12 protein-coding genes are annotated in these 11,629 nt (G+C 49.2%); 8 read left to right on the top strand and 4 right to left on the bottom strand.

The window, feature by feature from the left end:
• Positions 1-78: 78 nt before the first annotated feature.
• From QL223_RS20215 to pyrF, 8 genes are all read left to right on the top strand, one after another.
• The gene (locus QL223_RS20215) at positions 79-1,179 is read left to right on the top strand and encodes an ion channel (protein ID WP_002539238.1); all 1,101 of its coding nucleotides are present in this window, start codon (positions 79-81) and stop codon (positions 1,177-1,179) included.
• 103 nt (positions 1,180-1,282) lie between these two features.
• Positions 1,283-2,566, top strand: a complete 1,284-nt coding sequence (gene aroA / locus QL223_RS20210) for a 3-phosphoshikimate 1-carboxyvinyltransferase (RefSeq protein WP_281545768.1) — start codon at positions 1,283-1,285, stop codon at positions 2,564-2,566.
• Between the two features lie 165 nt (positions 2,567-2,731).
• A complete protein-coding gene (gene cmk, locus QL223_RS20205) occupies positions 2,732-3,418 on the top strand; it encodes a (d)CMP kinase (protein WP_281545767.1) in 687 nt (228 codons plus the stop codon).
• A 103-nt stretch (positions 3,419-3,521) separates the two neighbouring features.
• On the top strand, positions 3,522-5,192 hold the full coding sequence (gene rpsA / locus QL223_RS20200; protein WP_002539243.1) for a 30S ribosomal protein S1: 1,671 nt from the start codon (positions 3,522-3,524) through the stop codon (positions 5,190-5,192).
• A 75-nt stretch (positions 5,193-5,267) separates the two neighbouring features.
• Complete coding sequence (gene ihfB / locus QL223_RS20195; RefSeq protein ID WP_002539244.1) at positions 5,268-5,549, top strand: integration host factor subunit beta; 282 nt, start codon at positions 5,268-5,270, stop codon at positions 5,547-5,549.
• Positions 5,550-5,770: 221 nt separating this feature from the next.
• Positions 5,771-6,055 (top strand): lipopolysaccharide assembly protein LapA domain-containing protein, encoded by a 285-nt coding sequence (locus tag QL223_RS20190; RefSeq protein ID WP_002539246.1) that lies wholly within the window; start codon positions 5,771-5,773, stop codon positions 6,053-6,055.
• Positions 6,056-6,061: 6 nt separating this feature from the next.
• Complete coding sequence (gene lapB, locus QL223_RS20185) at positions 6,062-7,231, top strand: lipopolysaccharide assembly protein LapB (protein WP_002539247.1); 1,170 nt, start codon at positions 6,062-6,064, stop codon at positions 7,229-7,231.
• A gap of 6 nt (positions 7,232-7,237) precedes the next feature.
• Positions 7,238-7,933: an orotidine-5'-phosphate decarboxylase gene (pyrF, locus tag QL223_RS20180; protein WP_281545766.1), complete on the top strand. Its 696-nt coding sequence runs from the start codon at positions 7,238-7,240 to the stop codon at positions 7,931-7,933.
• 56 nt (positions 7,934-7,989) lie between these two features.
• Here the strand turns inward: pyrF and QL223_RS20175 are convergent, their stop codons facing one another.
• Genes QL223_RS20175 through QL223_RS20160 form a run of 4 tightly spaced genes read right to left on the bottom strand, consistent with a single transcriptional unit; the run spans position 7,990 to position 11,626 of the window.
• The gene (locus tag QL223_RS20175; RefSeq protein ID WP_002539251.1) at positions 7,990-8,796 is read right to left on the bottom strand and encodes an ATP-binding cassette domain-containing protein; all 807 of its coding nucleotides are present in this window, start codon (positions 8,794-8,796) and stop codon (positions 7,990-7,992) included.
• The gene (locus QL223_RS20170) at positions 8,780-9,790 is read right to left on the bottom strand and encodes an oligopeptide/dipeptide ABC transporter ATP-binding protein (RefSeq protein WP_002539252.1); all 1,011 of its coding nucleotides are present in this window, start codon (positions 9,788-9,790) and stop codon (positions 8,780-8,782) included. Before QL223_RS20170 ends, QL223_RS20175 begins: the two co-directional genes overlap by 17 nt.
• The gene (gene sapC, locus QL223_RS20165) at positions 9,790-10,677 is read right to left on the bottom strand and encodes a putrescine export ABC transporter permease SapC (protein WP_002539254.1); all 888 of its coding nucleotides are present in this window, start codon (positions 10,675-10,677) and stop codon (positions 9,790-9,792) included. Before sapC ends, QL223_RS20170 begins: the two co-directional genes overlap by 1 nt.
• The gene (locus tag QL223_RS20160) at positions 10,664-11,626 is read right to left on the bottom strand and encodes an ABC transporter permease subunit (protein ID WP_002539255.1); all 963 of its coding nucleotides are present in this window, start codon (positions 11,624-11,626) and stop codon (positions 10,664-10,666) included. The genes sapC and QL223_RS20160 overlap by 14 nt, the downstream gene beginning before the upstream one ends.
• Between the last annotated feature and the right edge of the window lie 3 nt (positions 11,627-11,629).

Below are 11,629 nucleotides of genomic sequence, written 5' to 3'. Positions count from 1 at the left end.
ACCTCCAATCTTTGACCTCGGATCGTTTTCTTGTTTTTTCTGGCTTGTCTCTATACTGAGAAAAGTGGAGGTACAGTTATGTCGAATCGTTCTGAATCACTTGACCTGAAAGGTGCAGACATGGAGTCGCAGATAGAAGGTACGCAGGGAAGTGAAAAGGAAAGTCACGCCGGCCATACTACCGACAACCCCGAGCAAGAAGTCATGACATGCCAATATCAGGATCCTGATGGCGCAGCTCATTGCTGTCATGAGCCCGCAGGAGAATCGGGTTTTTGTTTCTGGCACGATGAAAATGCGTCGAAAGACCAGCCGGATGTGAAACAGAGGCTGGAAGAGTTCGCCAAGCGGGGTGGTCAGCTTAGAGGTATTGTGTGTAAACGTGCCAACCTCGTTGATGTGAATTTGGTCAAGCATGGCCCGGGTGGCGGCTATGACCTCAGCTACGCGAACTTTTACCGCTCGAACATGACTAACGCCCACCTGTTCAACGCTAAGTTTGATAACGGCAGCTTGATGAAAGCAGACTTGCATGACGCTAACATTCACTGTGCTAGCTTTCTAAAGTGCAACTTGCTTGGTGTGAAACTCACTGACACCAAGATTGATAACATCAAGATTGGTGACACTTTACAGCAAGAAGTGGAAGGGCGGGTCGCAGAGAAAAAAGGCGATATGGAAAAAGCGCTCGACCTCTATGAGCAGTCTGAAGAAATTTACCGGGATTTGCGCAAAGCATCAGAAGCTCAGGGGATCTTTACCATGGCGGGACATTTTCTGCAGAAAGAGCTGACGATGCGCCGTTATCAAATGCCACTTTTTTCCACGCAGCGCGCCATGTCGAAAACTGTGGATCTGTTTTGTGGTTATGGGGAAAGCCCTATCCGGGTCGTGTTTTTCTCGCTCGCACTAATTTTACTGTGTGCCATGATTTACTTCTTTACGGGAATCCAGTTCTCCGGAGAATATGTCGGCTTTCAGCAGTCTCAAACATTTGAAGGAAACCTGATAGCGTTTTTTGACTGTCTTTATTACAGCGTGGTGACCTTTACGACACTCGGCTATGGTGACTTTATACCGATTGGAATGTCGCGGTTGGTCGCTGCATCAGAAGCATTCACTGGAAGCTTTACGATAGCCTTGTTCGTTGTGGTTTTTGTGAAGAAAATGACCCGTTAGATTCCAAAAGACCAATTGATCTTTAAAAGCAGCAAAGGGTAGCCCCGGCGCTGCTTTTTCGTTACTCTCGAGGTACGAAAAATTAAGGATTTATTTTGTTCAGATGGAGCAGTTGACGTTACAACCCATTTCTAAAATTAACGGTGAAGTGAATCTTCCCGGTTCTAAAAGTGTCTCTAACCGCGCGCTTTTACTTGCTGCGCTGGCTAAGGGCACGACCCGCCTGACCAACCTGCTGGATAGTGATGATATTCGCCATATGCTCAATGCATTGAGCAAGTTGGGCGTAACTTATCGTCTTTCAGCCGACAAAACCGAGTGTGAAGTTGAAGGTATGGGCGGTGCATTTAAAACGTCTGAACCCCTCGAACTATTTCTAGGTAATGCAGGTACTGCGATGCGCCCGCTGGCTGCTGCGTTATGTCTTGGCGAAGGTGAATACGTTTTGACGGGTGAGCCGCGCATGAAGGAACGTCCGATCGGACACCTGATTGATGCGATGCGTACTGTCGGTGCAGACGTGACCTATCTGGAAAATGAAAACTATCCACCTCTGAAAATCATCAGTCAGGATATCCAGGGTGGTGATGTAGAAATTGACGGGACGATTTCAAGCCAGTTCCTTACCGCGCTTTTGATGACGGCTCCGCTTTTCAGTGGCGATACCAATATTCGTATCAAAGGCGATCTGGTTTCCAAGCCTTACATCGACATTACTCTGCACATCATGGCGCAGTTTGGTGTTGAGGTTGCGAATAGCGATTACCAGACTTTCCATGTGAAGGGTAACCAATCATATACTGCGCCGGGTGATTTCCTGGTCGAGGGCGATGCTTCATCTGCTTCTTACTTCTTGGCTGCTGCGGCAATCAAAGGCGGTGAAGTCAAAGTCACGGGAATTGGTAAAAAGAGCGTGCAGGGTGATGTGAAGTTTGCTGATGCGCTAGCTGCCATGGGCGCTGACATTGAGTGGGGCGATGATTACGTGATTGCCCGCCGCGGTGAGTTGAAAGCCGTCGACCTGGATTTCAATCATATCCCTGACGCAGCGATGACCATCGCTACAGCAGCGCTGTTTGCGGAAGGAACCACCTCTATCCGCAACGTATATAACTGGCGCGTTAAAGAAACGGATCGCTTATCAGCGATGGCGACTGAACTGCGAAAAGTCGGTGCAGAAGTGGAGGAAGGGGAAGATTATATCACCATCACCCCGACACCAAATCTGCAGCATGCAGAGATTGATACCTACGACGATCACCGTATGGCGATGTGTTTCTCGCTGGTGGCATTGAGTGATACGCCAGTGACCATTAATGATCCGAAATGTACCTCTAAAACCTTCCCTGACTACTTCGACAAGTTGGCATCATTGTCGGAAAGTTAAAGAAACAGGTTGGAATGAACAGACAACAGGTCAGCGATTCGCTGGCCTGTTTTTTTTGCCCAGACTTCCCTATAATACGCCACCGATTCTATGGAGTAACTCGCAGTGAGCTGATGAGTATTTATCAACTAAGTTGCTCTATTTTAAAACGATCTGGAGAATTCTATGTCTACCCACGCACCCGTAATTACTGTTGATGGCCCAAGCGGTGCCGGAAAAGGTACCCTTTGCATGCTGTTAGCGGAGAAGCTGGGCTGGCATTTGCTCGATTCAGGCGCAATTTATCGCGTACTTGCGCTGGCTGCGATTCATCATGGTGTTAACCCAGATTCGGAAGATGCTTTGGTTCCTTTGGCTGCCCATTTAGACGTACAGTTCAAGGCGGAAGGTGAGTTGGTGAAAGTGATCCTCGAAGGTGAGGATGTGTCCAGCGAACTGCGCAAAGAAGAAACGGGTATGGCGGCATCTAAAGTGGCGGCTTTACCGCGCGTTCGCGAGGCTTTGCTCCGTCGTCAACGCGCGTTTGCAGATGCTCCGGGATTGGTGGCTGATGGTCGTGATATGGGCACGGTTGTTTTCCCGAAAGCGGAAGTGAAAATCTTCCTGGACGCAAGCGCTGAAGAGCGCGCCCAGCGCCGCATGAATCAGTTGCAACTAAAGGGGTTAGATGTTAACTTTGACCGCCTTTTGAGCGAAATTCAGGAACGTGATGATCGTGACCGCAACCGAGCAGTCGCACCATTGCGTCCCGCAGACGATGCTTTAGTTTTGGATTCCACCTCTCTCAACATTGAGCAGGTGCTAGAGCAAGCATTGTCCTATATTGAAAGTAAACTTACCGTTGCTTCTTAAAAGCAGCGGGTTTAACCGTTGGTCGCAAGGATGATGACTGACATTACTATCAACCCCACGTGGTAGGACACCCGTGGTAGTTTAAATATTGAAGATTAAATTAATGACTGAATCTTTTGCTTCACTCTTTGAAGAATCTCTTAAAGAGCTAGAAACCCGCCCAGGTGCGATCGTTAAAGGTACTGTAGTTGCTATCGAGAACGGTTACGTTCTGGTTGACGCAGGCCTGAAATCTGAATCTTCTATCCCAGCTGAGCAATTCAAAAACGCTGCTGGCGAGCTAGAAATCGAAGTTGGTGCTGAAGTAGACGTAGCACTGGACGCGATTGAAGATGGTTTCGGTGAGACTCAACTGTCTCGCGAAAAAGCGAAGCGCCACGAAGCTTGGATCCAACTGGAGAAAGCTTACGAAGAAGCTGAAACTGTTATCGGTGTTATCAACGGTAAAGTTAAAGGCGGTTTCACTGTTGAGCTGAACGGCATCCGTGCGTTCCTGCCAGGTTCACTGGTTGACGTACGTCCAGTACGTGACACTGCTCACCTTGAAGGCAAAGAGCTGGAGTTCAAAGTTATCAAGCTGGACCAGAAGCGCAACAACGTTGTTGTTTCTCGTCGCGCAGTTATCGAATCTGAAAACAGCGTTGAGCGTGATGAACTGCTGGCTTCTCTGCAAGAAGGCATGGAAGTTAAAGGTATCGTTAAGAACCTGACCGACTACGGTGCATTCGTAGATCTGGGCGGTGTTGACGGCCTGCTGCACATCACTGACATGGCTTGGAAACGCGTTAAGCACCCATCAGAAATCGTTAACGTAGGTGACGAGATTCTGGTTAAAGTTCTGAAGTTCGACCGTGACCGCACTCGCGTATCACTGGGTCTGAAGCAACTGGGTGAAGATCCATGGGTAGCAATCGCTAACCGTTACCCAGAAGGTCACAAACTGACTGGTCGCGTAACCAACCTGACTGACTACGGCTGCTTCGTTGAAATCGAAGAAGGCGTTGAAGGTCTGGTACACGTTTCTGAAATGGACTGGACTAACAAGAACATTCACCCATCTAAAGTTGTTAACGTGGGTGACGAAGTTGAAGTTATGGTTCTGGACATCGACGAAGAGCGTCGTCGCATCAGCCTGGGTCTGAAGCAGTGTAAAGCTAACCCATGGCAGTCGTTTGCAGAAATGCAAAACAAAGGCGATCGCGTAACTGGTAAGATCAAGTCAATCACTGACTTCGGTATCTTCATCGGTCTGGACGGTGGCATCGACGGTCTGGTTCACCTGTCTGACATTTCTTGGAATGTTGCTGGTGAAGAAGCTGTTCGCGACTTCAAGAAAGGCGACGAAATCTCTGCAGTTGTTCTGCAAGTAGATGCTGAGCGTGAGCGTATCTCTCTGGGCATCAAGCAGATGGAAGAAGACCCATTCAACAACTACCTTGCTGACAACAAGAAAGGTGCGATTGTTAAGGGTAAAGTAACTGCAGTTGACGCTAAAGGCGCAACCGTTGAGCTGATCGAAGGCGTTGAAGGTTACCTGCGTGCTTCTGAAGCATCACGTGACCGCGTTGAAGATGCAACTCTGGTTCTGGCTGTTGGCGACGAAGTTGAAGCGAAGTTCACCGGTGTTGACCGTAAGAACCGCGTAATCAACCTGTCTGTTCGTGCGAAAGACGAAGCTGAAGAGCAAGAAGCAATGGCAACTCTGAACAAAGCTGACGAAGCTTCATTCGGTAATGCAATGGCTGACGCGTTCAAAGCTGCGAAAAGCGAATAATTAATGTGAAGTGAGGGGGAAAAATTCCCCCTCTACAGTTATACTGTTGAGAAACATACTAAAAGCGGGGTGATCATGACCAAGTCTGAGTTGATCGAAAGACTATGTAGTCAACAAACCCATCTTTCTGCCAAACAGGTAGAAGATGCCATCAAGGAAATCCTTGAACACATGGCCACTACACTCGAGGAAGGTGACCGAATCGAGATTCGTGGTTTTGGTAGTTTCTCTTTGCATTATCGCGCTCCTCGCGTTGGACGCAATCCAAAAACGGGAGACAAAGTTGAGCTCGACGGCAAGTACGTCCCTCACTTCAAACCGGGCAAGGAGCTTCGCGACCGAGTCAACATTAGCTGATTCGATTCCGAATAAAAAAACGGCATGCTATTCGTATGCCGTTTTTTTTTATGTCTATTGCAATGGTCTGACAAGCCAAATTGCTGCATAATCACATATATACCCAAGCCCCTTCTCCTGCAGTCTAAGAAAGGTGAGGTGGTTTAGGTATAAGAGTCCGGTAAGTGTTTGATGCAACATGTTGAGCATCTTAGACCGGAGATAATAATGAGGGAGTGACTGTGAAGATTATTGGTATCGTATTACTCGTCCTGTGTTTTCTTATCACACTCGCCCTTGGTGCACAGAATCAAGAAGTCGTGAACTTCAACTATCTGGTGGCACAGGGAGAGTTTCGATTATCTCTACTTTTGGGCGTAGTCTTTGGCACTGGTTTTGCTCTTGGTTGGCTGATTTGCGGCATGCTGTATCTGAAAGCGCGAATGTCTGCAGCCATGCTGAAAAAGCAGGTAAACAAGCAGCGCCAGGAATTGGACAAACTGCGTACGGACCCTGTTAAGGAATAAGCGTAAATGCTAGAGCTGCTGTTTCTGTTGCTGCCAATTGCTGCCGGTTACGGTTGGTATATGGGCAATAGGAATGCTCGTCATCGTCGACAGGATCAGTCGCATCATCTATCAAGACAGTATGTCGCAGGTCTTAACCTACTTTTGTCAGACCAATCTGACAAAGCGGTGGACCTTTTTATAGAACTGCTCCAAGTCGATAACGAGACGATAGACACCCACCTTGCTCTCGGTAACCTTTTCCGCTCCCGCGGAGAGGTAGACCGTGCTATTCGCATTCACCAAAATCTGATTGCCCGTCCCAACCTCACGCTAGACCAGCGCAATCTTGCCCTTCAACAGCTTGCCAAAGATTACATGGTCGCTGGCTTTTTCGACCGCGCAGAAAAAATATTTCATCAGTTAGTTGATGAACCAGACTACAAAGAGTTTGCGTTGCAACAGCTTCTCGCCATTTACCAACAAACCCGTGAATGGGAAAAGGCGATCGATATTGCCAGCAAGCTGGTTAAAGGCGGTAAGAGTAAACTCAAGCGCGATATTTCTCATTTTTACTGTGAGTTGGCAATGCAGTCGATGGGTGATAATGACGAGAAAGGTGCCCGCCAGCTTCTAAAGAAGGCTCTGGCAACGGACAAAGCCTGTGTACGCGCTTCGCTGATGCTGGCTCGTCTGGATATTGGCAATGAAGATTATAAAGATGCAGCCAAAGTGCTCGAGCAAGTGCTTGAGCAAGACCCTGACTTTGTCAGTGAAGCGTTGCCTCTACTAGAAAAATGCTACAGCGAAATGGGCAAAGAAATGTCCTTGGTTCGCTTTTTGAAAAGCTGCATTGAAAAAAATACCGGTGCTTCGGCAGAACTGATGATGTCAGACATTATCACTGACCATGAAAATGCTGCCATGGCACAAAGCTTCCTCACCCGTCAGTTGACGAAAAACCCCACGATGAAAGGCTTCCACAAACTGATGCAGTTGCATGTTGAACAAGCAGAGGAAGGCCGTGGAAAAACCAGTCTGAATACGCTGAAACATCTGGTTGAGGAGCAACTTAAAGTGAAGCCACACTATCGTTGTCGAAAGTGTGGCTTTTCGACCCACTCGCTTTACTGGCATTGTCCGTCCTGTAAAGGGTGGGGGTCGATAAAACCGATACGAGGCCTAGACGGAGAATAAGTAGGAATGCAGGACCCTAAAGTAATTGTTGCATTGGATTACCCAAACATTGATCAGGCGCTGGCGTTTGTTGATCGCATTGAGCCAGGTAGCTGCCACCTGAAAGTGGGTAAGGAAATGTTTACCCTGTATGGCCCTGACTACGTTCGTAAACTTCATGAGCGTGGACATACTGTCTTTCTGGACCTTAAGTTTCACGATATTCCAAACACCTGCGCGCGTGCAGTTGCTGCAGCGGCAGAGCTCGGTGTTTGGATGGTGAATGTTCACGCCAGTGGTGGTGAGCGAATGATGGTGGCGGCGCGTGAAGCGCTTGAACCATACGGTAAAGATAAGCCATTGCTGATTGGTGTGACAGTCCTAACCAGCATGGAACAAAGCGATTTGGCGGGCATTGGTATTAGCCGTGAGCCTCAGGATCACGTGATGTCACTGGCGACGTTGACTCGCAACAGTGGTCTGGACGGTGTGGTTTGTTCAGCGCATGAGTCTGCGATGCTAAAGAATGCCCTTGGTCAAGAGTTCAAACTGGTCACGCCAGGCATTCGTCCAGCGGGCAGCGATGCTGGCGATCAACGCCGCATCATGACACCCGTTGAAGCCGTGACTGCAGGTTCTGATTATCTGGTGATTGGTCGCCCAATTACGCAGGCGGCAGACCCAATGGCTGTGCTGACGGAAATCAATGCCTCTTTGGCGTAGAACCTGCCGTTTTAGAACAGTAAGTAAAAAGCCCTGCAATGCAGGGCTTTCTTGTATCAGGCGGTATTGTAGCGGGAGCGCCTGTCGAGCGTGGGCGCAGTGAAATGGCTTTCAATCAGCCTTTGCGTTAAGGCATGCTCAGGTGCGGTAAATACCTGTTGTGTGGTCCCTGCTTCTACCACTTCTCCGTTTTGCATCACCATCACTTTATCGGCCATATGTTTCACCACGCCCATGTGCTGAGACACGTAAACATAGGAAAGCCCCATCAACTCCTGCAACTCCAGAAGGAGGTTGAGGATCTGCGAACGCATAGACATATCCAATCCGTTCAAAGCCTCATCAGCAACAATCACACATGGCTGAAGGATGAGTGCCCTGGCTAGCGATACACGTTGCTTTTGGCCGGTCGCCAGCATTTGGGGATAGAAATAAGCATGTTCTGGGAGCAAACCCACCTGACGTAGCGTATCGACAACACGTCGTTCACGCTCTTGCGGCGTCATGTTGGTGTTTCGTTTAAGCGGTGCTTCCAGGATTTGGCCTATCTGGTTTCTCGGATTCAATGAAGTATTGGGGTCCTGGAAGATCATTCTGATAAGTTTGCAGCGGGTTTTGTAATCATTCGCCTCCAGAACTTCGCCATTCACGCGAACTTCGCCACCTGATGGAGACACAACACCGGCAAGCATTTTAGCCAGTGTGGACTTGCCTGAACCGTTCTCGCCGATAAATGCCAGAGTTTCCCCGGCTTCAAGCGAGAATGACACAGGCTTTACCGCCTCAATCACCCGCTTAGTGAAAAGACCTGTGCGGTATTGATAGTTTTTACACAAGCCATCGACTTCAAGCAGTGCGGTCATGCTTTTTGACTTCCATATTGAGTGGGAAATGACAGGCAAATTTGTGATTTTTCACTTTACGTGTCCGAGGAACCTCAACACATTTGCGTTGGGCGTAAGGACATCGAGGGCCTAGCCGACAACCAATTGGCAAATGCTGCAAAGGCGGGATAGAGCCCGGCAAAGCCTCCAGCTTGCTCTTATGTGGAATATCCAGACTGAAGTCTGGCATCGCACGGAGCAGCGCGTCGGTATAGGGGTGATGAGGAGCCTGCAGGATTTGTTTTCGCCCTGCTGATTCTACGGATTGTCCGCAGTACATTACCGTAATTCGGTCTGCCCACTGGGTAACCGTTGTCAGATCATGGCTGATCAGCAAAATCGTCGTATTCGCTAACTGGTTGGTACGACTGAGCAGGCGAAAGATTTGCGCCTGCGTGATCGGATCCAGATCGTTGGTTGGCTCGTCCGCGATGAGAAGGCGCGGGCGGTTGGCAATCGCCATTGCAATCATCACCTTCTGACATTCACCGTCGGTTAGCTCATACGGATAACTTTTCATGATGCGCTTGTGGTCTTTGATCCCCACTTTGTGCAGCAGCGCGATGGACTGTTGTTTACGCCATGAAAGCCTTTGCCACCAACTTCCACTGAACGAGCCTGAAGGTATCGCTTCTTCTAACTGGTAACCCACTTGCTCCGAAGGATCGAGGCAGGTTGATGGTTCCTGGAAAATCATCGCAATATCTTTGCCGACCACGTGGCGTCGTTCTCTGGCGGGCAGAGCAAGCAAATCGATATCACCAAGACGCAAACGGTCTGCAGTCACACGCCAGTTATCTTTGGTGACGCCACAGATGGCTTTGGCCACCAGACTCTTACCTGATCCGGACTCGCCCACCAAACCACGGATTTCACCTTCACTAATGGTCAGGCTCATGCGGTCTACTGCTTTCACCAAGCCTTGAGGCGTTTCAATTTCTATCGTCAGGTGTCGAATATCTAACAACGGCATTACTCTGTCCCCGCGTTAATCGCCTGCGTGATGCCATCACCGACGAGGTTGACGACAAGTACACTTATCATGATAGCCAGTCCTGGCAGGGTCACTGTCCATGGTGCAGTGAACACCAGTTCGATTGAATCACCCAGCATTGCGCCCCACTCTGGAGACGGCGCCTGCGCGCCAAGTCCCAGAAAACCAAGCGCAGCAATATCCAAAATCGCAACCGATATGGCACGGGTTAACTCCGTACTGAGTGTGACCAGAATATTCGGTAACACAGAGTGGTAGAGCAGATAGAAACTGTTCGCACCATCCAGACGGGCAGCAAGGATATATTCCTTCTCCATCTCAGCATGTACAGCGGTATACACAGCACGTATAAAACGCGGGATCAGTGCCAGCCATACAGCCAGTAAAATGCTCATCTCTCCGGGGCCTTGGAAAGCGACCACGATAATTGCCAGAAGCAGCGAAGGGATGGTGAGCACGGTATCCAGAAGGTGATTAAGGAAACTGGATTTCAGGCCAGAGGTCATCCCAGCGAGAATACCAATAAGCACGCCTAAGATACCTGCGGCCAGAGCGACAAGAATGGCATAGCCAAAGGTCAGGCGAGAACCTTCAATCAGGCGGGAAAGCATGTCCCTGGTCAGGTCGTCGGTACCAAGGAAATAGTCAACGGTGCCTTTGGTATCCCAAGAGGGCGGCATCAGCAGCTCACCGGTTTGAAATTGTGCACTGTAAGGGGCGATCCAAGGCGCAAGTATGGTCACGAGAACCAGGATGCACAGACACCAGAAACCGAACACTGCAAGTGTATTTTCCCTAAATGCTTTCCATGAGCGCTCAAGTTGCGTTGGGATGCGCTCTTCTAAATAAACACTATTTGAGGGCATACCATTCCTTCCTTGCCAGCGGGCTGATCGCTGCACCGGTCAGATCAGAGAAGATGTTCGCAATCAGTACGACACTGCCGACTGCAAGTACTCCGGCCTGCACCGCGACATAGTCCTGGAAGCTCAGCGCGTCCAATAGCCAGGTACCAATGCCCGGCCAGTTGAAGACGGACTCAGTAATGATGGCAAAGGTCATCATGGTAGAAATCTGGATGCCGAACTTAGGAATGATGGGTGGCAAAGCGTTTTTCAGTACATGGCGCATCACGATTTCTGATTTAGACAACCCTTTGGTCGCCGCGGCTTTGATGTAGTTTTGACTCATGACTTCTGCGACCGAATCGCGCAACAACTTGATGATTTCAGTCGTCGGCGCTACCGCCAGCACCAGTGTAGGCATGATCAGGTGGCGGATAATATCTTCCAGTGCCTGACTGCGTTGAGGGTGGTTAGACAACAGCACGTCAACGAAGGCAAAACCTGTTACGGTCGGGATCTCAAACAGCAGGTTGTAACGGCCAGAAACAGGCAACCAACCCAGGTACAGAGAAAACACCATGATCATTAGGATAGCCATCCAGAAGATTGGCATCGAGAATGTCACCAGCGTGAGCGATGAAATCACCATATCTGCTGAAGAACCGCGACGAATCCCAGCCAAGGTGCCAAATGGAATACCGAGAACCAACGCGAGGATGAAAGCAAAAAAGCACAGTTCTAAAGTGGCAGGAAATACCCGTGATAAAGATTCCGTAACGGGTTGACCATTGGCTGCGATACCAAGATTGCCTTGCATGAGTTCACGTAGGTAGTGCACCCAACCCGACCAGAATTCGTATTGATTAAACACCGAAAGCGGGTCGAGCTTCACGATGTTGTAGCCGATCATTGTCAGAATCAGCAGGGTAATAATGAAAAGATTGAGCCGGCGAATAGCATAGATCAACATAGA

Source organism: Grimontia sp. SpTr1, assembly GCF_947387585.1.
Lineage (GTDB): Bacteria > Pseudomonadota > Gammaproteobacteria > Enterobacterales > Vibrionaceae > Enterovibrio > Enterovibrio indicus.
This window is presented reverse-complemented; position numbering and strand designations above follow the sequence as displayed.